We start from the raw sequence: 22,478 nt of genomic DNA, 5'->3' as shown, positions 1-22,478 counted from the left end.
AATCTCTTGTTGTTCGGCAGCCTACTGAGGGCCACCGGCCGCCGCAAGTCGCGGAAATTGCGAGAAACCCGGCGCCTGAGGCATGCCGTTCCATGGCTTCCGGCAAAGCGAGCATGGATTAGGGTTAGCCTTGCCAACATCGTCGCCTCGGGCTAGCAGCCGGAGAATCCGCTGTGTATATAGACCGGCGGACAAGGTGCCGGCGCGGCCACGCGCCGCCGGCCTAACTAAGCGGGCGTGGTGGAACTGGTAGACACGCCAGATTTAGGTTCTGGTGGCTTCGGCCGTGGGGGTTCAACTCCCTCCGCCCGCACCAACCAATTCTCGGGAACCAGCTTCGTTGGATGGTTCGATTGCGACAGGCGCGCCCATGGGCGCCGAACGGTGGTGGATTGAGACGGTATGAACGTCATTGAAACGAATGCAGACGGGTTGCGCCGCGAACTGAAGGTGGTGGTCGGCGCCGATGAGCTGGAGCAGATGCTCTCCTCGCGTCTCGACGACCTCAAGGGTAAGGCGAAGATCAAGGGGTTCCGGCCCGGTCATGTGCCGAAGGAGCATTTACGCAAGGTCTATGGCCGCTCGGTGATGGCCGAGGTCGTGCAGCAGGCCGTCGCCGAGACGAGCCGCGAGGCCTTGTCCCAACGGGAGGAACGTCCGGCCTTCCAGCCGAAGGTGGCGCTGCCCGAGGACGAGGCGAGAATCAATCAGATCTTCGAAGGCACCGGCGATCTGGCCTACACGCTTTCCTTCGAAGTGCTCCCCACTGTGGAGATCATGGATCTGTCCACGCTCTCGCTGGAGCGCCCGGTCACACCGGTGAGCGATGAAGACATCGCCACGTCGATCGACAGGATCCTCGCCACCAACCAGAACTATAAGCCGAAGGACGGCGCCGCCGAGAAGGGCGATCGGGTGACCATCGACTTCGTGGGCAAGCTCGACGGCGAGGCCTTCGAGGGCGGCACCGCCAAGGATGCGCCGATCACGCTCGGCTCCGGCGGCTTCATTCCCGGATTTGAGGATGGCTTGATCGGCGCCAAGACGGGCGAAGAGCGTGTTGTCGAGGCGACCTTCCCGGAGGACTATCCGGAAGCCAAGCTCGCCGGCAAGACCGTGCAGTTCGAGGTCACGGTCAAGGAAGTGGCCGGACCGGAGACACCGGCCCTCGACGACGAGTTCGCCAAGAGCCTCGGCGTGGAATCGGTCGAGCAGCTGCGCGACACCGTCCGGGCCCGGATGGAGCAGGACCGCGCCATGGCCTCGCGGCTCAAGGTGAAGCGCGCGTTGCTTGACGCCCTCAACGAAGGCCACACCTTCGAACTGCCGCCCACCCTCGTCGACAATGAGTTCCAGGCGATCTGGGGCCAAGTGATGAAGGACCTCGAGCATCACAAGAAGACCTTCGAGGACGAAGGCACGACCGAGGAGAAGGCGCGCGAGGAATATCGCGACATCGCCGCGCGGCGTGTTCGCCTCGGACTGCTGCTGTCGGAGATCGGCTCACGCAACGAGATCAACGTGACCGACGAGGAGGTGAACCGGGCGCTACTGGAGCGCATCAGGCAGTTCCCGGGCCAGGAGCGGGAGGTCTACGACTTCTACCGCAACAACCCCGAGATGCTGGCGGAACTCAGGGCGCCGGTCTTCGAAGACAAGGTGGTGGATTACGTCCTCGAGCTGGCCAAGTCGCCGACAAACCGGTGAGCGTGGAGGAGCTCTATGCCGACGAGGGCGACGGCCCCGCCCAACACCACCATGGGCATAGCCATGGTCACGACCATGACCACGATCACGGCCATGGGCACGATCATGACCACGACCACGATCACAAGCACGACTGAGTAGCGGAAGCCAGGTGAGGGGAAGTGGCAATATGGCCTCTTCCGTTTCGGGGCTAGGCCCCATATGTAGTAGACCAACCCTTCAGAATCGCTCGTCGTCCCCGGACCGGCGGCAAGCTCCTAAACGCAGGACATTCATGAACAATCCGGTCGAGACATATATGAGCACGCTGGTGCCGATGGTGGTCGAGCAGACCAACCGCGGCGAGCGCGCTTACGACATCTACTCCCGCCTGCTCAAGGAGCGGATCATCTTCGTCACCGGCCCGATCGAGGACCACGTGGCTTCGTTGATCACGGCGCAGCTGCTGTTCTTGGAGGCGGAGAACCCCAAGAAAGAGATTTCCATGTACATCAACTCGCCCGGCGGCGTGGTGACGTCCGGCATGGCGATCTACGACACCATGCAGTTCGTGCGGCCGCCGGTGGCCACGCTGTGCATCGGCCAAGCCGCGTCCATGGGATCGCTGCTGCTGTGTGCCGGCGAGAAGGGCATGCGCTTCGCACTGCCGAATGCGCGTGTCTTGCTCCATCAGCCCTCCGGCGGTTTCCAGGGACAGGCGAGCGACATCGAGCGGCATGCTGAGGACATCATCAAGATGAAGCGGCGTCTCAACGAGGTCTATGTCCACCATACGGGCCAAGACTACGAGACCATCGACAAGACCCTCGACCGCGACTACTTCCTGACGGCGGAAGAAGCCAAGCTTTCGGCCTGGTGGACGAGGTATCAGCAAGCGGACTCCGCTCGATGAGAAGCTCGAGAAGGCGGCCCCGACGTCTTGAGCCCACGGAACAGCCCCTTAAGCCCCATTAGGGCTAACCGGCGAAATCCTCGCTTGGGCCTTGCCGCATTGGGGTCGGGCATGGTCCCTGCACCGTCCGGGTTGCGGAATGAGATGTCCCCCTTCGGGAACAACGGGATTAATCAATCCTTGATCAGTGACGCCCTAGCATGCTGAGATTGCGTGTCGGGCAGCTTCCCAAGGGGAATCGCTCATACTTGCAAAGCGGGAAAGAGGACCAATAGTGCGCAGGCGGGCGGCCACCGGCGCTGAGCAGAAACCAAGAAAAACTGGATGAGAGAATGAGCAAGGTGAGTGGAGCTGATTCGAAGAACACCCTCTACTGCTCTTTCTGCGGCAAGAGTCAGCACGAGGTTCGCAAGCTTATCGCAGGCCCAACGGTGTTCATCTGTGATGAATGCGTCGAGCTCTGCATGGATATCATTCGCGAGGAGAACAAGAGCTCCCTCGTGAAGTCGCGCGACGGCGTGCCCACGCCCATGGAGATCTGCGCGGTCCTCGACGATTACGTGATCGGCCAGGATTACGCCAAGCGCGTGCTGTCGGTCGCCGTGCACAATCACTACAAGCGGCTCAATCACTCCGGCAAGAATTCCGATGTCGAGCTCGCCAAGTCGAACATCCTTCTGATCGGGCCCACGGGCTGCGGCAAGACGCTGCTCGCCCAAACGCTTGCCCGCATCCTCGACGTGCCCTTCACCATGGCCGACGCCACCACGCTGACCGAGGCGGGTTATGTCGGCGAAGACGTCGAGAACATCATCCTCAAGCTCCTGCAGGCGGCCGACTACAATGTCGAGCGTGCCCAGCGGGGCATCGTCTATATCGACGAGGTCGACAAGATCAGCCGCAAGTCCGACAACCCATCGATCACCCGTGACGTATCGGGCGAGGGTGTGCAGCAGGCGCTGCTCAAGATCATGGAAGGGACTGTTGCCTCCGTGCCCCCGCAAGGCGGCCGCAAGCACCCGCAGCAGGAATTCCTTCAGGTCGACACCACCAACATCCTGTTCGTTTGCGGTGGCGCCTTCGCCGGTCTCGAGAAGATCATCTCCGCCCGCGGCCGGTCGACCTCGATCGGCTTCGGCGCCAATGTGGAAACGGTCGATGAGCGGCGCACCGGCGACGTGCTCCGGGGCATCGAGCCGGAGGATCTGCTCAAATTCGGCCTCATCCCCGAGTTCATCGGTCGGGTGCCCGTGATCGCAACCCTGGACGACCTCGACGAAGTCTCCCTGATGCGCATCCTGAGCGAGCCGAAGAACGCGCTCGTCAGGCAGTATCAGCGCCTGTTCGAGATGGAGGATGTGCAGCTTTCGTTTGCCGACGAAGCGCTCCGCACCATCGCCAAGAAGGCGATCGAGCGCAAAACCGGCGCGCGCGGTCTGCGGTCCATCATGGAGAGCATCTTGCTCGACACCATGTTCGAGCTTCCGAGCATGCGGGGGGTCGAAGAGGTGGTCATCAGCGCCGAAGTGGTGGAAGGCAAGGCACGTCCCTTGCGCATCTACTCCGAGCGGCACGAAGAGGTCGGCACGAGCGCCTGACCGCTGACCGCCATTCCCCGCTTGAAGGGACAGGCGAATCCCACTCAAATCGGTGGGAATTCGGCGTATGCCTTTTCGGGGAACGGCCACTTGACGGCGGCATGGCCGGTCGCCACCTTCGTGAACTGGCTGGCGGGCCAACATGCCGCAGTGCCCGTCCCGGCTTTTGCCGGGACAATGCATCCAGGCGGACCTTGGGGGAGGGGAACTGAAAGAGTAGCTCGCGGATCGCCGTTCGGTGCCGCTCAGAAGAAAGCGACGGAACTATTATGACTGAAACCAACCCGTCCGAGACCACAGAAAGCGCCCCGGAGCTTTATCCGGTGCTGCCTCTCCGGGACATCGTCGTTTTCCCCTACATGATCGTGCCGCTCTTTGTCGGCGCGAGAAATCGATCGCGGCCCTCGAAGAGGTCATGCGCACGGACAAGCAAATCCTCCTCGTTGCCCAGAAAAATGCATCTGACGACGAGCCGACCGCGGACGGCATCTATGAGCTGGGTACGCTCGCCTCGGTGTTGCAGCTGCTCAAGCTCCCCGACGGCACCGTGAAAGTGCTGGTCGAGGGGACGCGCCGCGCCACCATCACTCGCTATACCGACAACGAGAACTATTTCGAGGCCGAGACTGCGCCGGTCGAGGAGACGCTAGGCTCCGAGGAGGAGATCGAAGCGCTGGCCCGCTCGGTGGTGTCCCAGTTCGAGAGCTATGTGAAACTCAACAAGAAGATTTCGCCCGAGGTGCTCGGCACCGCGAGCCAGATCGAGGACTACTCCAAGCTCGCCGACACCATCGCCTCGCATCTCGCCATCAAGATTGCCGAGAAGCAGCAAATTCTCGAGGTCACCTCGGTGTCCGAGCGCTGGAGCGCGTCTTCACGCTCATGGAGAGTGAGATCTCGGTCCTACAGGTCGAGCGCAAGATCAGGAGCCGCGTCAAGCGTCAGATGGAGAAGACGCAGCGCGAGTACTACTTGAACGAGCAGATGAAGGCGATCCAGAAGGAGCTCGGCGACGGCGACGAGGGCCGCGACGATCTGGCGGAGCTCGAGCACAAGATCGAAAAGACCAAGCTTTCCCGCGAAGCCCGCGAGAAGGCCATGGGCGAGCTCAAGAAGCTGCGCCAGATGAGCCCGATGTCGGCCGAGGCCACCGTCGTGCGCAACTATCTCGACTGGCTGCTGGCGATCCCGTGGGGCGTCAAGGGCCGCGTGAAGCGCGATCTCGACGAGGCCCAGCGGGTGCTCGATCACGATCATTACGGCCTGGAGAAGGTCAAGGACCGCATCGTCGAATATCTCGCAGTGCAGGCCCGGACCAATATGCTGAAAGGCCCGATCCTCTGCCTGGTCGGCCCTCCCGGTGTCGGCAAGACCTCGCTCGGCAAATCCATTGCCAAGTCCACGGGCCGTGAGTTCGTGCGGATGAGTCTCGGCGGCGTGCCGACGAGGCCGAGATCAGGGGACACCGCCGGACCTATATCGGCTCGATGCCTGGCAAGGTCATCCAGTCCATGAAGAAGGCCAAGAAGGTCAATCCGCTCTTCCTGCTCGACGAGATCGACAAGATGGGCGCCGATTTCCGCGGCGATCCGGCCTCGGCGCTCCTTGAAGTGCTCGATCCGGAACAGAACCACACCTTCAACGACCATTACTTGGAGGTCGACTACGACCTTTCCAACGTTATGTTCGTGACGACCGCCAACACGCTCAACATTCCGCCGGCCCTGATGGACCGGATGGAGATCATCCGCATCGCCGGCTACACCGAGGACGAGAAGGTCGAGATCGCCCGGCGTCACCTGATCGCCGTGCAGGTCAAGAACCATGGCCTTGAGCCGGATGAGTTCACGCTCGAGGACGACGCGTTGAAGGAAGTCATCCGCCGCTACACGCGTGAGGCTGGCGTCCGTAGCCTCGAGCGCGAGATTGCCAAACTCGCCCGGAAGTCGGTCAAGGAACTCCTGACCACGAAGAAGAAGTCGGTTCGGATCACTCTCAAGAACCTGCAGGACTATCTCGGCGTGCCGAAATACCGTTATGGCGAGGCCGAGCTGGAAGACCAGGTCGGTGTTGTCACCGGTCTTGCCTGGACCGAGGTCGGCGGTGAGATTCTGACCATCGAGGGCGTGATGATGCCGGGCAAGGGCAAGATGTCCGTGACCGGCAATCTGCGCGATGTCATGAAAGAATCAATCCAGGCCGCGAATGCGTATGTTCGGTCCAGGGCCGTGGATTTCGGCATCGAGCCGCCGCTTTTCGAAAGGCGGGATATCCACGTTCACGTCCCCGAAGGCGCGACGCCAAAGGACGGCCCCTCGGCTGGCGTGGCCATGCCACCGCGATCATCTCTCTGATGACCGGAATTCGTGCGGCGCGAGGTTGCCATGACCGGGGAGATCACCCTGCGTGGCCGGGTTCTGCCCATTGGCGGCCTCAAGGAGAAGCTGCTTGCAGCCCTCCGTGCCGGCATCAAGACGGTGATTATTCCTGAGGAAAATGCCAAGGATCTTACGGAGATACCGGACTCACTTAAGAATTCACTCGAAATTCTGCCGGTGTCCCGCGTGGAAGAGGTTTTGAAACTCGCCTTCACCCGTCCGCCCCAGCCGATCGTTTGGGAGGAAGAAGGTGAGGGGGCGGCGCAAGTCGTCCCGGCGAAGGACAAACCGGCGACGGGTCTCACCGCCCACTGATCGGCCTTTGAGTGCGTCTCTGCCGTCGATTTGCCTCAATCGCGTAGTCCGGCCTTATGCACCGAGTCGGGCATATTTGTTGATTTTCCTCGTTTTTTGCGCCAGTCATACACCACTTGTTTGTGAATCATCGCGTACCCAAAGCGGCCTCGAGGGTGCAAGCCCTGCGATTGGGGCCAAGCGAAAGGATGGAGACCCGTGAACAAAGCTGAGCTGGTCGCCCATGTGGCGAAGGAATCCGAACTGTCGAAGGACTCGGCTGAGAAGGCCGTGGACGCGACGTTCAAAAACATCGAGAAGGCCCTGAGCGGTGGTGACACCGTGCGCATCGTCGGCTTTGGCAACTTCCAGGTCGCGCAGCGCAAGGCCTCCGTTGGACGCAACCCGCGCACCGGTGCCGAGGTTCAGATCCCCGCGTCGAAGGTGCCGAAATTCCGCGCTGGCAAGGCTCTCAAAGAGGCCTGCAACTCCTAAGCCCGGACGCGTTATCGATCTTCTGGGCGAGGCCTTGCTAAGGTGAGGCTTCGCCCTTTTATTTGGAAAAATTCCCTATAGGCACCGGCCGCAGCGCGGTCATAGGCTTCCCCTTCATAGAAGGGCGGTTAGCTCAGTTGGTAGAGCGCCACGTTTACACCGTGGATGTCGGCAGTTCGAGACTGTCACCGCCCACCATTCTCGTCAGGGGAGGTGTCTCATGCGGTACGCAACTGCCGGTGTCGCGATCTGCTTTATTCTGTCTTTGTCTGGAGTGAACGGCGCCGTCGCCGCTCCACTGAACTTGAACGAGATTGTGACGGACGAGACGCCCGAGTCGCTCTGCGACCGCCTCGCGCCCAACCCCTTCGCCGGCTTCGGTCCCGACGAGTGGGGCCAACCCTTCCGCACCGTCGACTACTATCGCGCCGTCCCAGCTTGCACCGAAGCGCTTGCGAACCACCCTGGCGAGCCCCGCTTCGCGCTCGGCGCGGCCATGGCCTATATCGCCGGCAAGAAGATCGAAAGCGCCAAGCCTCTTCTCGACAAGCTCATCACCCAGGGCAATACGTCGGCGATGCTCGTACTTGCGTATGTTTCGCCCGAGCCCGAGGCCGCCGACCTCATGCACCAGGCGTCGGATGCCGGGAACGCCAACGGGATGATGCTCTACGGCATGGCTCTCATGACCGGCAAAGGCGTGGCCAAGAACCCCTTGGACGGCGTGCGCATGGTCCGCAGGGCCGCCGATGCGGGCTCGACCCGCGCCATGCTGCTCATGGCCAATTTCTACAATGAGGGCGCCTATGGCGTCGGTCTCAACCCGGCCGAAGCCAAGGTTCTGATTGCGAAAGCCGCGCAGTTGGGTGATCCCGCAGCCAAGAATATCCTGGCAAGCCTCGCACAGGAGGGCGAAAGCGGCACCACGCCGCAATAGCAAGGCAAAGGTCTTTGGGACCTTGTCTTGACTTGGGGAATCTCAGGCCGTACATGCTGAAGCTCGCCTCCGGCCGTGGTCTACGGCCCGGTAGGGGGTGTAGCTCAGTTGGTTAGAGCGCCGGCCTGTCACGCCGGAGGCCGCGGGTTCGAGTCCCGTCACTCCCGCCATTTTGGCCCCCGCACCCGAAGAAGGCTGAAGAAAAGCCATGGGCCAGCTTCTCCAAGATTACCTGCCGCTCGTCATTTTCATCGGCATCGCCTTTGTCATCAGCACGATCCTTCTGGTCGTGCCTTTCGTCATCGCCGTGCGCAATCCGGATCCCGAGAAGGTCTCGGCCTATGAATGCGGCTTCGACGCCTTCGATGACGCACGCATGAAATTCGACGTGCGCTTCTATCTCGTGTCGCTTCTGTTCATTATCTTCGACCTTGAGATCGCATTCCTATTCCCTTGGGCCGTTGCCTTCGAGGAGGTCGGCGCGCTCGGCTTTTGGTCGATGATCGTGTTCTTGGGAGTTCTCACCATCGGCTTTGTCTATGAGTGGCGGAAAGGCGCGCTCGAATGGGATTGATGCCTGAGCCTCTCTTCGAGACCGAAGGCAAGCCCGGCGGCTTGATCACGACTCCGGGCGCGACCAGCTTCGGCGTCTTCTCCGACGAGCTCGCGGACAAGGGCTTCCTGCTCACCACGGCCGACGACCTGATCAACTGGGCGCGCACCGGATCGCTCATGTGGATGACCTTCGGGCTCGCCTGCTGCGCCGTCGAGATGATGCAGTCGTCAATGCCGCGCTACGACCTCGAGCGGTTCGGTTTCGCGCCGCGTGGCAGCCCGCGACAGTCTGACGTGATGATCGTCGCGGGGACCCTATGCAACAAGATGGCGCCGGCATTGCGCAAGGTCTACGACCAAATGCCGGAGCCGCGCTATGTCATCTCCATGGGCTCTTGCGCCAATGGCGGTGGCTATTATCACTACTCCTATTCGGTCGTTCGCGGATGTGACCGCATCGTGCCGGTGGATATCTACGTTCCGGGTTGCCCGCCGACAGCCGAAGCGCTGGTCTACGGCGTGCTGCTCCTGCAGAAGAAGATCAGGCGGACCGGCACGATCGAACGCTGACGCGCCGCTCTGATCCTGGAGCCTTGATGGACGAAGCCTGAACAAGCTGGGCGCATACCTTGCCGGGAAACTCGGACCGAAGCAGACAGGCTTCCAGGTCGCGCTCGGCGAACTCACCATCGAGGTGAAGCGCGACAGCATCCCCGAGGTTATCGCTTTCCTGCGCGACGACGCGCGCTGCCGCTTCGGCTGTCTCATCGATATTTGCGGCGCCGATTATCCCGAACGCGACGAGCGCTTCGACGTCGTCTATCACCTGCTAAGTCCGTGGCTGAACCAGCGTATCCGCGTGCGCGCCACCGCCCGCGCCGAGACGCCGGTGCCGAGCATTGTCGAGCTGTTCCCCGCAGCCAATTGGTTCGAACGCGAGGCCTACGATCTCTACGGCATTCTGTTCGAAGGCCACCCCGACCTCCGCCGCCTGCTCACCGATTACGGCTTTCAGGGCCATCCCTTGCGCAAGGATTTCCCGCTCACGGGCTTTGTCGAGCTCCGATACGACGATGAACTGAAGCGGGTCGTGTATGAGCCGGTGAAACTGATGCAGGAATATCGCAGCTTCGACTTCTTGAGCCCGTGGGAGGGCATGGATACCGCCATTCCAGGCGACGAGAAGGCAGGCGAGGCGCCGGACCGGAAGGGGGAGCCGTGAAGCCCACCCTCAAAGCCGGCCTCAAGCACAGCTTCTCTTACACGGTGCCCGTGACCAAGACGGTGCCGTATCTCTACGAGGAATCGCCCCAACTGGCCGCCATGCCCGAGGTCTTCGCCACCGGCTTCATGGTCGCACTCATGGAGTGGACCTGCGTACAGTTGCTGGAGTCACATCTGGACGAAGGCGAGGGCAGTCTCGGCGTCCATATCGACGTGTCGCACAAGGCCGCCACCCCGCCGGGCTTCACCGTAACCGTGGATGTCGAGTGCACCGAGGTCCGGGGGCCGCGAGCGAGCTTCAAGGTCAGCGCCCATGACGGCATCGAGGAGATCAGCGCCGGTACCCATGAGCGCTTCATTGTCGGTTGGAGCAGATTCGAGCGCGGCGTAGCCGCCAAGCTGTCGAAGGCTGGAGTGGACGCCTGATGGCCGAGATCGAGACCAAAGCGCCGGAACTGGACAGCGGCAAGCGTGAGGGCGACGACCGCACCTTCACCATCAATTTTGGACCGCAGCATCCCGCCGCGCACGGCGTGCTGCGCTTAGTGCTCGAGCTGGACGGTGAGGTGGTCGAGCGCGTCGATCCCCATATCGGACTGCTTCATCGCGGCACCGAGAAGCTGATCGAGTACAAGACCTATCTTCAGGCGCTGCCCTATTTCGATCGGCTCGACTATGTCGCGCCGATGAATCAGGAGCATGCATACTCGCTGGCCGTGGAGAAGCTCGTGGGCGTCGCCGTGCCAAAGCGTGCGCAGCTCATCCGCGTCCTCTACTCCGAGATCGGCCGGCTGCTGTCCCATCTCCTCAACGTCACCACGCAGGCCATGGATGTCGGCGCGCTCACCCCGCCGCTCTGGGGCTTCGAGGAGCGCGAGAAGCTCATGGTGTTCTACGAGCGGGCAAGCGGCAGCCGCATGCATGCCGCCTATATGCGTCCCGGCGGGGTGCATCAGGACCTGCCGCCCGAGCTGGTCGACGACATCTACGCCTTTTGCGATCCGTTCCTGAAGTCTTGCGACGACATCGAAGGGCTTCTGACCGACAACCGCATTTTCAAGCAGCGCAATGTGGATATCGGCGTCGTCAGCCAGGAGGACGGCTGGGCCCATGGGTTCTCCGGCGCAATGATCCGCAGCACGGGTGCCGCTTGGGATTTGCGCAAGTCCCAGCCTTACGAGTGCTACGACGAGCTCGAGTTTGATATTCCCATCGGCAAGAACGGGGATTGCTACGACCGCTATCTCATCCGCATGGAGGAGATGCGCCAATCGGTCCGTCTCATGAAGCAATGCTGCGAGCGCCTTACCACCACGCCGGGTCCCGTCACCGTTGACAACCATAAGATGGTGCCGCCGCGCCGGGCGCAGATGAAGGGCTCCATGGAAGCCCTGATCCACCACTTCAAGCTGTACACCGAGGGCTATCACGTACCGAAGGGCGAGCCTTATGCGGCGGTCGAGGCGCCGAAGGGCGAATTCGGCGTCTATCTCGTCTCCGACGGCACCAATCGGCCCTATCGCTGCAAGATCCGGGCGCCCAGCTTCGTCCATCTCGCGGCGCTCGAATTCCTGTGCCGCGGTCACATGCTGGCGGATGTGTCGGCGGTGATCGGATCGATCGATATTGTCTTTGGAGAGTGTGACCGTTGACCCATTGTGCAGTTGCGAAATGGGGCGTCGTAAGCGAGACTCACCAAGGCCTTACACAAGTCAGTTAGGAGCGACTCGCGGGAACCAGGGCAACACGTCCCGCGAGACCACAAGAAGATAGAGATGAGCGTCCGACGCCTCGCCGCTGAGCAGCCTGAAGGCTTTGCCTTCACGCCCGAAAATCTTGAATGGGCCAAAGCCCAGATCAAGCAGTATCCGGAAGGCCGCCAGGCTTCCGCCGTGCTCTCGCTACTGTGGCGGGCGCAGGAGCAGATGGGCGGCTGGATCCCCGAGCCGGCGCTGCGCTACGTCGCCGACATGCTCAACATGGCCTATATCCGCGTCTACGAGATCGTGACCTTCTATACGATGTTCAATCTCGCGCCGGTGGGCCGCCATTACGTGCAGGTGTGCGGCACCACGCCATGCATGTTGCGAGGCGCCGAGGACATCAAGGATGTCTGCCGAAAAGCTATCGGCCCGAAGGACACCGTCAGCGAGGACGGGCTGTTCTCGTGGACCGAGGTGGAGTGTCTCGGCGCTTGCGTCAACGCGCCCATGGCTCAGATCAACAAGTATTATTACGAGGATCTGACCCCGGAGAATTTCGAGTCCATCCTCAAGCGGCTGCGCGCTGGTGAGGACGTGGAACCAGGCCCCCAAAACGGGCGGCAGACCTCGGCGCCCCTCGGTGGCCCCAACACGCTCACCGACCCCGCGCTTTACACGAACGACTCGTCGGGCGCCGAACCTGGCTCCGCCGGCGCCGTGCTCATCGACGCCAGCGCCAAACGCCCCGGAGCCGCCGCCAATGTCCGCGAAGCCGGCGTTCCGAAGCCGCCGCTCGACAAGAGTAGAAAGCCGAAGGCCCGCTGATGCTCCAGGATAAGGACCGCATCTACAAGAACCTCTACGGCCTCCATAGTTGGCGGCTCAAGGCGGCCCGCGCCCGCGGCGCCTGGGACGGCACCAAGGAGATGATCGCCCGTGGACACGACGCCATCATCGACGAGGTGAAGGCGTCCGGCTTGCGCGGCCGCGGCGGGGCCGGTTTCCCCACCGGCCTCAAATGGTCGTTCATGCCGAAGAACGACGCCCGGCCGAGCTATCTCGCCGTCAACGCCGACGAATCCGAGCCGGGCACGTGCAAGGATCGGGACATCATGCGGCACGATCCGCATCTCCTCATCGAGGGGGCACTGCTCGCCGCCTTCGCCATGCGCGCGCATACCGCCTATATTTACATTCGCGGCGAGTTCATCGCCGAGCGCGAGATCCTGCAAGCGGCCGTCGACGAAGCCTATGAGGCCAAGCTGATCGGCAAGAACAACGTCAACGGTTGGGATTTCGATCTCTATGTCCATCACGGCGCCGGAGCCTATATCTGCGGCGAGGAAACGGCTTTACTCGAGAGCCTCGAAGGCAAGAAGGGCCAGCCGCGCCTGAAGCCGCCGTTCCCGGCGAATGTCGGGCTCTACGGCGCGCCTACGACCGTCAACAATGTCGAGACCATTTCGTCGGTGCCCGACATCTTGCGCCGCGGCGCCACCTGGTATGCCTCGCTCGGCCGCCCCAACAACACCGGCACGAAGCTCTACTGCATCTCCGGGCACGTGAATAAGCCCTGCACCGTCGAGGAAGAGATGGGCGTCCCCTTGCGCGAGCTGATCGATCATTATGCCGGCGGCGTGCGCGGCGGCTGGGACAATCTGCTGGCCGTCATTCCGGGCGGCTCATCAGTGCCATGTATCCCAGCCAGCGAATGCGACGACCTGCCCATGGACTTCGACAGCCTGAAGGCGGTGAACACCGCGCTCGGCACCGGCGGGGTCATCGTCATGGACAAGTCCACCGACATCATCCGCGCCATCTCGCGGCTCTCCTATTTCTACAAGCATGAATCCTGCGGCCAGTGCACGCCGTGCCGCGAGGGCACCGGCTGGATGTGGCGCGTCCTGGAGCGTATGGCCAACGGCGAGGCGGAGAAGGCCGAGATCGACATGCTGCTCAATGTCAGCCACCAGGTCGAGGGGCACACCATTTGCGCGCTCGGCGACGCGGCGGCCTGGCCGGTTCAAGGGCTAATCCGGCATTTTCGCCATGTGATCGAAGAGCGCATCGATGCCAAGGCGACAAAGCCGATCTCACCCTCTGTCCCCGTGGCGGCGGAGTAGGGGCCGTGCATGACCTGGCTTTGGCAGAATGCAAACACACTCGCGACGATAGCCATGGGTGTCGCCGCGGTTGCGGCATTGATCTATGCGCACTTGCAGATCTCCGAAGGGCGCAAGGCGGAGCACCGAGCAAATGGCAATGAATTATGGAGAGAGACGCTCAGGCTCGCCTTCGACAATCCCAAGCTGGCCGACCCGACCCTCGCGCTGGCGGACTTCAACTACGACGAAATGACAATCGACGGCAGCAAGGAGACGTTCCAAAAATACGAACTGTTCGTGGACACCATACTCAACGCCAGCGAGGAGATCCTGCAAGTCTTGCCGACCAAGGAATGGGATTCAGCCGTGCGTCTCCAGCTCAAGCAGCACCGCGCGTATTTGTTGTCCACGCATTTTCAGACTTCGGGCTACCTCGAGCAATACACGCCGCGCTTTCGCGCTTTCATGCATGACGCCCTGAAAGAGACACCGAAACACCATGCCTAAGTTGATCATCAACGATCAGGAGCATGACGTACCGGACGGTATTACGCTGATCCAGGCATGCGAGTTTGCCGGCGTCGAGATTCCGCGCTTCTGCTACCACGAGCGCCTGTCTATTGCCGGCAACTGCCGCATGTGCCTGGTCGAGGTCGTCGCATGCCCGAAGCCGGTCGCGTCCTGCGCCATGTCCGTAAATGACCTGCGGCCGGGTAGGGACGGTGCGCCGCCGACCGTCTTGACCAACTCCGAGACAGTGCGAAAGGCGCAGGAGGGCACGCTCGAGTTCCTGCTGATCAATCATCCGCTGGACTGTCCCATCTGCGACCAAGGCGGCGAATGCGATCTGCAAGATCAGACCATGGCCTACGGTTTCGACGCCGGCCGCTTCCAGGACAACAAGCGCGCGGTCGAGGACAAATATCTCGGGCCGTTGATCAAGACCTATATGACGCGCTGCATCCACTGCACGCGCTGTGTGCGCTTCATGACCGAGGTCGCCGGTGTGGACGAGCTCGGCGCTATCGGCCGCGGCGAGGACATGGAGATCACCACCTATCTCGAGCACGGCATGCGCTCGAACCTTTCGGGCAACGTCGTGGATCTCTGTCCCGTAGGTGCGCTGACGTCCAAGCCTTATGCCTTCGTGGCGCGCCCCTGGGAGCTGACCAAGACGCCGTCCATCGACGTTATGGACGCGCTCGGTTCATCGATCCGCGTCGATGCCCGTGGGCGCGAGGTGCTGCGGATCCTGCCGCGCATCTATGAAGCCGTGAACGAGGAGTGGATTTCCGATAAGGCGCGCCATGTCTGGGACGGACTGCGCACGCAACGCCTCGACCGGCCCTATATACGTCGCGACGGTAAGCTCGAACCCGCTACGTGGGACGAAGCGTTCGGCGTTATCGCCGAGAGGCTGAAAGCCTTGACGGCACGAAGGTCGGCCGCCATCGCCGGGGATCTCGCCGCCGCGGAGGAGATGTTCGCCCTGAAGCTGCTCGCCGAGCAGCTCGGTTCGCCGAATATCGACTGCCGCCAGGACGGCGCCAAGCTCGACCCCGCCCTTGGGCGTGCGACTTATCTCTTCAACACAACTGTTGCCGGTATCGACGGCGCCGACGCGGTTCTCCTCGTCGGGACCGATCCAAGGGTCGAAGCGCCGGTCCTCAACGCACGCATTCGCCGGCGTTGGCGGCAGGCCGAGGAGCGTCTGCCGATCGGCCTGATCGGCACTGAAGCCGATCTCACCTATGGCTACGATTATCTCGGCGCCGGCCCCGAAACGCTGGCCAAAATCGCCGACGGTTCACATCCGTTCCTCAAGCGGCTCGAGGGCGTGGAGCGTCCCATGGTCATCGTCGGCCAGGCGGCTCTGGCACGGCCCGACGGTGCCGCCGTGCTTGCGCTTGCCGCCAAGGCCGCCATGAAGATCGGCGCGGTCAAGCAGGACTGGAACGGCTTCAACGTGCTGCACAGCGCGGCCGGCCGTGTTGCGGGGCTCGATCTCGGCTTGGTCCCGGGCAAGAGCGGTCGCGACGTGGAAGCGATCCTCGATGCCGCCGGCAAAGGGCACATTGAGGTCTCTATCTCCTCGCGCCGAGATCGACATGGAGCGGCTGGGGCGATGCTTCGTCATCTATCAGGCAGCCATGGCGACGCTGGTGCGCACCGCGCCGACGTGATCCTTCCCGGTGCCGCCTATACGGAGAAGGACGGGACCTATGTGAACACGGAAGGTCGCGCACAGATGACCAGCCGTGCCATCTTCCCGCCCGGCGAAGCGCGTGAGGACTGGAAGATCCTGCGAGCGCTATCGGCCGTTCTTGGCCAGCCATTACCCTTCGATAGCCTCCAGGCCCTCCGGGCCCAGATGTACGCGGCGTGCCCCAACCTGGCGCTGCTCGATCTCGTCGAGCCCGCCGACAGCGGCGCAATCGAAAAACTGGCCGCGCAGACCGCCAAGCCCGGCAAGGAGCGCTTCGGCCTCACCGTGGACGACTACTACCTGTCGAATCCGGTGGCGCGTGCCTCGTCCATCATGGCTGCCTTGAGCGCGATGCACGCCGGCGGCAGCGAGAAAGCGACCGGCACGGATGGCTGAGTTCTGGACCAATTACGGGCTGCCGACCTTCCTCATCGTGGCGCATAGCGTGGCGTTGATCGTCATCCTTTTGGTCGTCATCGCATTCACCCTCTATGCCGACCGGAAGGTCTGGGCCGCGGTCCAGATGCGGCGCGGACCCAACGTCGTGGGACCGTTCGGTCTCTGGCAGTCCTTCGCCGATCTGCTGAAGTTCGTGTTCAAAGAGGTCATCATTCCGGCCGGATCCAACAAGGGCCTTTTCCTGATGGCGCCTGTGGTCACCGCGGGGCTGGCCATCTCCGCCTGGGCCGTCATGCCGGTCGACAAAGGCTGGGCCGTCGCCGACATCCATGTGGGCGTGCTCTACATCTTCGCCATCTCGAGCCTCCAGGTCTACGGCGTGATCATGGCGGGTTGGGCCTCCAACTCGAAATACGCCTTTCTCGCTTGCCTCCGCTCAGCCGCGCAGATGGTCTCCTACGAGGTCTCCATCGGCTTCGTCATCATCACCGTGCTGCTGTGCGCCGGCTCGCTCAACCTCACGGACATCGTCATGTCCCAGGACCGGGGCCTCGGCCTGTTCGGCTGGTACTGGCTGCCGCTCCTGCCGATGTTCGTCATCTTCTTCATCTCGATGCTGGCCGAGACCAACCGGCCGCCCTTCGACCTCCTGGAGGCGGAGTCGGAGCTCGTGGCGGGCTTCATGGTCGAGTATTCCTCGACCCCCTATATGCTCTTCATGTTGGGGGAGTATGTCGCCATCCTCCTGCTTTGCAGCCTGGGAACCGTGCTCTTCCTGGGCGGCTGGCTGCCGCCTGTCCCGGTGGCGCCCTTCACCTGGATACCAGGCGTGCTATGGTTCGTCCTGAAAGTTGGCTTCCTGTTCTTCCTTGTCTCCATGGTCAAGGCCATGGTGCCGCGTTATCGCTACGATCAGCTGATGCGGCTCGGCTGGAAGGTGTTTCTGCCCTTGTCCCTTGCCGCCGTCGTGGTCGTGGCCGCGGTGCTGCGGCTTTGGCAATACGGTTTCTAGAGGAGTGAACGCGTGACACGCGTTGCCCAAGCCGCGAAGTCGCTTTTGCTGATGGAGTTTCTGTCGGCCTTCTGGCTTGCCATGAAATATTTCGTGGCGCCGAAGGCGACCCTGAACTACCCGTTCGAGAAGGGACCGCTGTCACCCCGTTTCCGTGGCGAGCATGCGCTCAGGCGCTATCCGAATGGCGAGGAGCGTTGCATCGCCTGCAAGCTCTGCGAGGCCGTCTGTCCGGCGCAAGCCATCACCATCGAGGCCGGCCCCCGGCGCAACGACGGGACCCGCCGCACCACCCGCTACGACATCGACATGGTGAAATGTATCTACTGCGGCTTCTGCCAGGAGGCCTGCCCCGTCGACGCGATTGTGGAAGGGCCGAATTTCGAGTTCGCCACCGAAACGCGCGAAGAGCTTTATTACGACAAGGAGCGGCTGCTGGCGAACGGCGACCGCTGGGAGCGCGAGTTGGCGAAGAATATTGCGCTCGACGCGCCATATCGGTGAGGGGCTACTGGGTGTTTTGGGGCGACTGTATTCACGCGTGCCTGGCCGGTGAGCCGGGCCTCCGTTATCGAGATCTAGTCAGCACGAAGAAGGCTGCATGATGCTGTCCGCGCTGTTCTTCTATCTCTTCGCCATCATGTGCGTGGGCGCGGGCTTCATGGTCATCGCGGCCAAGAATCCCGTGCATGCGGTGCTCTACCTGATCCTTGCCTTCTTCAATGCGGCAGGCTTGTTCGTCCTGCTCGGGGCCGAATTCCTGGCCATGATCTTGGTTGTCGTCTATGTGGGAGCGGTGCTCGTGCTCTTCTTGTTCGTGGTGATGATGCTCGACGTCGACTTCGCCGAGCTCCGCGCGGGCTTCCTCAAATATCTGCCGGTCGGCGCGGTGGTCGGCCTTCTGCTCCTGGTGGAGCTCATCTTTGTCGTCGGCGCGTGGCTAACGGCGCCCGAGCTCGTCAGCGACGTCCCCACACCGCCCGCGGCCGAAGTGAGCAACACCCAGGCGCTCGGCGAAATCCTCTATACCCGTTACGTCTATCTGTTCGAGGGCGCCGGTCTCATTCTGCTCGTCGCGATGATCGGCGCCATCGTGCTCACCCTGCATCACAAGAGCGACGTGCGCCGGCAGTCCATCGCCGCGCAGGTCGGCCGCACGCGCGAGATGTCGGTCGAGGTTGTCGAGGTCGAGACGGGGAGGGGCCTCAAATGACGATCGGCCTATCCCACTATCTCACCGTTGCCGCGATCCTGTTCACCATCGGCATCTTCGGCATCTTTCTCAACCGCAAGAACGTCATCGTCATTCTGATGTCGATCGAACTGATGTTGCTTGCGGTCAATATCAACTTCGTCGCCTTCTCCTCGTTTCATGGCGATCTCGTCGGCCAGGTCTTCACCCTGATCGTGCTCACCGTGGCGGCGGCTGAAGCGGCGATCGGCTTGGCCATCATCGTCGTCTACTTCCGCAATCGCGGCACGATCGACGTCGCCGAAATCGATCTTCTGAAAGGCTGACGGCAGACCTCCGATGTATCAGGCGATCGTCTTCCTGCCCCTGCTGGGCGCCATCTTCGCCGGCTTCTTCGGCCGCCTTGTGGGCGCGCGCGCCTGCGAGGTGGTGACGACGACGCTGCTGTTCGTCGCCGCCTTCCTGTCCTGGCTCGCCTTCTATCAGGTCGCCATCGACGGGCAGGACGTTCGTATCGAGCTATTGAGCTGGATCCACTCGGGCGAGCTGAAGACGTTTTGGTCTTTGCGCATCGACACCCTGACCGCCGTCATGCTGGTGGTCGTGACGACGGTTTCGAGCGTCGTGCATCTCTACTCCGTCGGCTACATGGACGAGGATCCGCACAAGGAGCGCTTCTTCGCTTATCTGTCGCTGTTCACCTTCGCCATGCTGGCGTTGGTGACGGCCGACGATCTCGTGCAGCTCTTCTTCGGATGGGAAGGCGTGGGGCTCGCCTCGTATCTTTTGATCGGCTTCTGGTATCAGAAGCCCGCCGCCAACGCCGCCGCCATCAAGGCCTTCATCGTCAACCGGGTGGGTGATTTCGGCTTCGCCCTCGGCATCTTCGCCATCTTCGTCGTGTTCGGCGCCGTACAATACGACACGATCTTCGCCGCGGCTCCCGACCAGGTGGGCAAGACCATGGCCTTCCTCGGCTACCAGGTCCCCATCCTGGAGCTGGTCTGCTTCCTGCTGTTCATGGGCGCCATGGGCAAGTCGGCGCAGTTCCTGCTGCACACCTGGCTTCCTGACGCCATGGAAGGCCCGACCCCGGTGTCAGCCTTGATCCATGCCGCCACCATGGTGACGGCCGGCGTGTACATGGTAGCGCGGCTGTCCCCGCTCTTCGAGCTCGCCCCTTACGCGCTCGCCTTCGTCGCCATCATCGGCGGCACCAGCGCCTTCTTCGCCGCGACAGCGGCGGTCGTGCAGACCGACATCAAGCGCGTCATCGCCTATTCGACCTGCTCGCAGCTCGGCTACATGTTCGCAGCCGAAGGCGTCGGCGCGTTCGGCGCGGGCATGTTCCACCTCTTCACCCATGCCTGCTTCAAGGCGCTGCTGTTTCTATGCGCCGGCGCCGTCATCCATACGCTCGCCGACAATCAGGACATGCGCCGCATGGGCGGCTTGCGCAAAGTCATCCCCTTCACCTGGGTCATGATGTTGATCGGCTCGCTCGCCTTGACCGGCTTTCCCCTCACCTCGGGCTTCTTCTCCAAGGACTTCATCATCGAGACGACCTACGGCGACCACACCGCGGTCGGTCTTTACGCCTATCTGACGACGCTGATCGCCGCATTCCTCACCGCCCTCTACACCTGGCGCATGATGTTCATGACCTTCGAGGGGAACTTCAAGGGCGGTAGAAAAGTCCTCGACCATGCCCATGAGCCGCCCTGGACCATGGGCGTACCGCTGGTCATCCTCGCGCTCGGCGCGCTGTTCACCGGCATCGGCTTCCAGCATCTCTTCATCGGCACCGACCAGATCGGCTTCTGGCGCGACTCTCTCGTCACCCACGAAGTTGCCCATCACGAGTTGCCGTTATGGCTGACCCTATCGCCGACAATCGCCATGACGGCCGGCTTCCTCATCGCTTGGTATTTCTACATGTGGCAGCCGCTCTATCCGTTCGGGCTGCTCAAGCGCTTCCCCGCCGTCAACCGGTTCTTCCTCCATGCCTGGTATTTCGATGCACTCTACGACTTCCTTTTCGTGCGGCCGGCCAAGCGGCTCGGCTACTTCTTGTGGAAGTTCGGTGACGGCAAGATCATCGACGGCCTCGGGCCCGATGGCGTATCGGCGCGAGTGGTCGACATCACCAACCGCGTGGTCCGGTTGCAGACCGGCTATATCTATCACTACGCCTTCATCATGCTGATCGGCGTGGCGCTGTTCCTCACCTATTTCATCTTCTCGGGTGGGGGGATCGCGCCATGAGCTATAGCTGGCCGATCCTCTCCACGGTGACGTTCCTGCCGCTGCTTGGCGCGCTGCTGATCCTGGCCTTGCGCGGCAACGACGAAAGCACGTTCCGCAACGCGCGGTACATCGCTCTGTGGACGACGCTGATCACCTTCGCCATCTCGCTGCTCTTGTGGCGCGATTTCGACATGGCCACCGCGCAATTTCAGTTCGTCGAGCTTCGGCCGTGGCTCGGGCCCATCACTTTCCACATGGGCATCGACGGCATCTCAATGCCCTTCGTGGTGCTCACCACGCTGCTGATGCCCATCACCGTGCTGTCGACCTTCGGCGCGATCAAGACGCGCGTGAAGGAATTCATGATCGCCTTCCTCGTGCTTGAGACCTTGATGCTCGGGGTGTTCTGCTCGCTCGACCTCGTCATGTTCTATCTGTTCTTCGAGGGCGGGCTGATCCCGATGTTTCTCATCATCGGCATTTGGGGCGGACAGCGGCGCGTCTATGCCAGCTTCAAATTCTTCCTCTACACGCTTGCCGGCTCGGTCCTGATGCTGCTCGCCATCATGGCGATCTACTGGGAGGCCGGCACCACCAATATCCCGGCCTTGCTGACCCACGACTTCCCGCCCGAGATGCAGACCTGGCTGTGGTTTGCCTTCCTTGCTTCCTTCGCGGTGAAGCTGCCCATGTGGCCGGTGCATACCTGGCTGCCCGACGCCCATGTGGAAGCGCCGACCGCCGGCTCGGTGATCCTGGCCGGCATTCTCCTGAAGCTCGGCGGCTACGGCTTCTTGCGCTTCTCCATCCCCATGTTCCCGCTTGCCTCGGCCGAGTTCGCGCCGCTCATCTTTGCGCTCTCGGTCATCGCTATCATCTACACCTCGCTGGTGGCCCTGGCACAGGAGGATATGAAGAAGCTGATCGCCTATTCGTCCATCGCCCATATGGCTTTCGTGACCATCGGTATCTTCACCATCACCATGCAAGGCCTACAGGGCGGCATCTTCCTGATGCTCTCCCACGGCATCGTCTCCGCCGCGCTCTTCCTGTGTGTCGGCGTGCTTTACGACCGCATGCACACCCACGAGATCGCGGTATTCAGCGGCCTCGTGAATCGCATGCCGCTTTATGCCTTCTGCTTCATGCTGTTCACGCTCGCCAATGTCGGCTTGCCCGGCACGAGCGGTTTCATCGGCGAGTTCCTGAGCCTCATGGGCGCGTTCGAGGTCAACACCTGGGTCGCGGCGCTGGCGACCACCGGCATCATCCTGTCGGCGGGCTACGCGTTATGGCTCTACCGCCGCGTCGTCTTCGGCGTGCTGGATAAGCCGGGGCTGCGCAACATCAAGGACCTGTCCTGGCGCGAGGTCGCCGTAATGGTGCCGTTGATCGTCATCACCATCTTCTTCGGCTTCTACCCCAATCCGGTTCTCGACGTGTCGGCCGTGTCCGTCGAGGCGTTGATGTCCAATTTCAAAGCGAGCCTTGCCGCTGCCGAACAGGCGCGGTTTGCGCTCGTGCCTTAGAGGGA

22 protein-coding genes, 3 tRNA genes and 2 pseudogenes are annotated in these 22,478 nt (G+C 62.2%); all 27 read left to right on the top strand.

Translation table 11 applies throughout. From position 1 onward, the window contains the following. Positions 1 to 231: 231 nt before the first annotated feature. The 27 genes and pseudogenes from AUC69_RS13895 to AUC69_RS13780 all read left to right on the top strand — a co-directional run bounded on the left by AUC69_RS13895 (position 232) and on the right by AUC69_RS13780 (position 22,473). Positions 232 to 316: transfer RNA gene (locus AUC69_RS13895), tRNA-Leu, on the top strand. 86 nt (positions 317 to 402) lie between these two features. Continuing rightward, a complete protein-coding gene (gene tig / locus AUC69_RS13890; protein WP_069442684.1) occupies positions 403 to 1,707 on the top strand; it encodes a trigger factor in 1,305 nt (434 codons plus the stop codon). 15 nt (positions 1,708 to 1,722) lie between these two features. Next, a complete protein-coding gene (locus AUC69_RS19450) occupies positions 1,723 to 1,848 on the top strand; it encodes a hypothetical protein (RefSeq protein WP_342018608.1) in 126 nt (41 codons plus the stop codon). A 133-nt stretch (positions 1,849 to 1,981) separates the two neighbouring features. Continuing rightward, positions 1,982 to 2,661: pseudogene (locus tag AUC69_RS13885) on the top strand (ATP-dependent Clp protease proteolytic subunit). A 270-nt stretch (positions 2,662 to 2,931) separates the two neighbouring features. Further along, a complete protein-coding gene (gene clpX / locus AUC69_RS13880) occupies positions 2,932 to 4,197 on the top strand; it encodes an ATP-dependent Clp protease ATP-binding subunit ClpX (RefSeq protein ID WP_069442682.1) in 1,266 nt (421 codons plus the stop codon). A gap of 415 nt (positions 4,198 to 4,612) precedes the next feature. Further along, the gene (locus tag AUC69_RS18760) at positions 4,613 to 5,173 is read left to right on the top strand and encodes an LON peptidase substrate-binding domain-containing protein (protein ID WP_244500271.1); all 561 of its coding nucleotides are present in this window, start codon (positions 4,613 to 4,615) and stop codon (positions 5,171 to 5,173) included. Further along, complete coding sequence (locus AUC69_RS18755) at positions 5,143 to 5,712, top strand: AAA family ATPase (protein ID WP_244500270.1); 570 nt, start codon at positions 5,143 to 5,145, stop codon at positions 5,710 to 5,712. The genes AUC69_RS18760 and AUC69_RS18755 overlap by 31 nt, the downstream gene beginning before the upstream one ends. Next, positions 5,685 to 6,890, top strand: a pseudogene (locus AUC69_RS18750) (S16 family serine protease). The gene AUC69_RS18755 and the pseudogene AUC69_RS18750 overlap by 28 nt, the downstream one beginning before the upstream one ends. 198 nt (positions 6,891 to 7,088) lie before the next feature. Further along, positions 7,089 to 7,364 (top strand): HU family DNA-binding protein, encoded by a 276-nt coding sequence (locus AUC69_RS13870; RefSeq protein WP_069442681.1) that lies wholly within the window; start codon positions 7,089 to 7,091, stop codon positions 7,362 to 7,364. Between the two features lie 122 nt (positions 7,365 to 7,486). Next, positions 7,487 to 7,562 (top strand) — tRNA-Val (locus AUC69_RS13865). Positions 7,563 to 7,584: 22 nt separating this feature from the next. Next, a complete protein-coding gene (locus AUC69_RS13860; protein ID WP_141700812.1) occupies positions 7,585 to 8,301 on the top strand; it encodes a tetratricopeptide repeat protein in 717 nt (238 codons plus the stop codon). Positions 8,302 to 8,394: 93 nt separating this feature from the next. Further along, a tRNA-Asp gene (locus AUC69_RS13855) sits at positions 8,395 to 8,471 on the top strand. A 38-nt stretch (positions 8,472 to 8,509) separates the two neighbouring features. Next, positions 8,510 to 8,875, top strand: coding sequence for an NADH-quinone oxidoreductase subunit A (locus AUC69_RS13850; protein ID WP_069442679.1), 366 nt, complete (start codon positions 8,510 to 8,512; stop codon positions 8,873 to 8,875). After that, positions 8,866 to 9,426 (top strand): NuoB/complex I 20 kDa subunit family protein, encoded by a 561-nt coding sequence (locus AUC69_RS13845; RefSeq protein WP_069442678.1) that lies wholly within the window; start codon positions 8,866 to 8,868, stop codon positions 9,424 to 9,426. The genes AUC69_RS13850 and AUC69_RS13845 overlap by 10 nt, the downstream gene beginning before the upstream one ends. Before the next feature lie 37 nt (positions 9,427 to 9,463). After that, positions 9,464 to 10,078: an NADH-quinone oxidoreductase subunit C gene (locus tag AUC69_RS13840; protein ID WP_069442677.1), complete on the top strand. Its 615-nt coding sequence runs from the start codon at positions 9,464 to 9,466 to the stop codon at positions 10,076 to 10,078. Beyond that, entirely contained in the window at positions 10,075 to 10,506 is a 432-nt protein-coding gene (locus tag AUC69_RS13835) for a thioesterase family protein (protein ID WP_069442676.1), read from the top strand. Before AUC69_RS13840 ends, AUC69_RS13835 begins: the two co-directional genes overlap by 4 nt. After that, a complete protein-coding gene (locus tag AUC69_RS13830) occupies positions 10,506 to 11,732 on the top strand; it encodes an NADH-quinone oxidoreductase subunit D (RefSeq protein WP_069442675.1) in 1,227 nt (408 codons plus the stop codon). Before AUC69_RS13835 ends, AUC69_RS13830 begins: the two co-directional genes overlap by 1 nt. A gap of 123 nt (positions 11,733 to 11,855) precedes the next feature. Then, positions 11,856 to 12,608 carry an NADH-quinone oxidoreductase subunit NuoE gene (nuoE, locus tag AUC69_RS13825; RefSeq protein WP_069442674.1) on the top strand — a complete coding sequence of 251 codons (753 nt, stop codon included), beginning with the start codon at positions 11,856 to 11,858 and terminating at the stop codon, positions 12,606 to 12,608. Next, positions 12,608 to 13,906 carry an NADH-quinone oxidoreductase subunit NuoF gene (gene nuoF, locus AUC69_RS13820; protein WP_069442673.1) on the top strand — a complete coding sequence of 433 codons (1,299 nt, stop codon included), beginning with the start codon at positions 12,608 to 12,610 and terminating at the stop codon, positions 13,904 to 13,906. The genes nuoE and nuoF overlap by 1 nt, the downstream gene beginning before the upstream one ends. 9 nt (positions 13,907 to 13,915) lie before the next feature. After that, the gene (locus AUC69_RS13815) at positions 13,916 to 14,395 is read left to right on the top strand and encodes a hypothetical protein (RefSeq protein ID WP_141700811.1); all 480 of its coding nucleotides are present in this window, start codon (positions 13,916 to 13,918) and stop codon (positions 14,393 to 14,395) included. After that, positions 14,388 to 16,490, top strand: coding sequence for an NADH-quinone oxidoreductase subunit NuoG (gene nuoG, locus AUC69_RS13810; protein ID WP_069442671.1), 2,103 nt, complete (start codon positions 14,388 to 14,390; stop codon positions 16,488 to 16,490). The genes AUC69_RS13815 and nuoG overlap by 8 nt, the downstream gene beginning before the upstream one ends. Beyond that, positions 16,483 to 17,505, top strand: a complete 1,023-nt coding sequence (gene nuoH, locus AUC69_RS13805; protein WP_069442670.1) for an NADH-quinone oxidoreductase subunit NuoH — start codon at positions 16,483 to 16,485, stop codon at positions 17,503 to 17,505. Before nuoG ends, nuoH begins: the two co-directional genes overlap by 8 nt. 12 nt (positions 17,506 to 17,517) lie before the next feature. Continuing rightward, positions 17,518 to 18,009 carry an NADH-quinone oxidoreductase subunit NuoI gene (nuoI, locus tag AUC69_RS13800; protein ID WP_083239462.1) on the top strand — a complete coding sequence of 164 codons (492 nt, stop codon included), beginning with the start codon at positions 17,518 to 17,520 and terminating at the stop codon, positions 18,007 to 18,009. Positions 18,010 to 18,106: 97 nt separating this feature from the next. Continuing rightward, positions 18,107 to 18,718, top strand: coding sequence for an NADH-quinone oxidoreductase subunit J (locus AUC69_RS13795; RefSeq protein ID WP_069442669.1), 612 nt, complete (start codon positions 18,107 to 18,109; stop codon positions 18,716 to 18,718). Next, positions 18,715 to 19,023, top strand: a complete 309-nt coding sequence (gene nuoK, locus AUC69_RS13790) for an NADH-quinone oxidoreductase subunit NuoK (RefSeq protein ID WP_069442668.1) — start codon at positions 18,715 to 18,717, stop codon at positions 19,021 to 19,023. Before AUC69_RS13795 ends, nuoK begins: the two co-directional genes overlap by 4 nt. 13 nt (positions 19,024 to 19,036) lie before the next feature. Then, positions 19,037 to 20,962, top strand: coding sequence for an NADH-quinone oxidoreductase subunit L (gene nuoL / locus AUC69_RS13785; protein WP_069442667.1), 1,926 nt, complete (start codon positions 19,037 to 19,039; stop codon positions 20,960 to 20,962). Beyond that, the gene (locus AUC69_RS13780) at positions 20,959 to 22,473 is read left to right on the top strand and encodes an NADH-quinone oxidoreductase subunit M (RefSeq protein WP_069442666.1); all 1,515 of its coding nucleotides are present in this window, start codon (positions 20,959 to 20,961) and stop codon (positions 22,471 to 22,473) included. Before nuoL ends, AUC69_RS13780 begins: the two co-directional genes overlap by 4 nt. Positions 22,474 to 22,478: the final 5 nt, after the last annotated feature.

This window comes from Methyloceanibacter superfactus (genome assembly GCF_001723305.1).
Taxonomy (GTDB): Bacteria; Pseudomonadota; Alphaproteobacteria; order Rhizobiales; family Methyloligellaceae; genus Methyloceanibacter; species Methyloceanibacter superfactus.
This window is presented reverse-complemented; position numbering and strand designations above follow the sequence as displayed.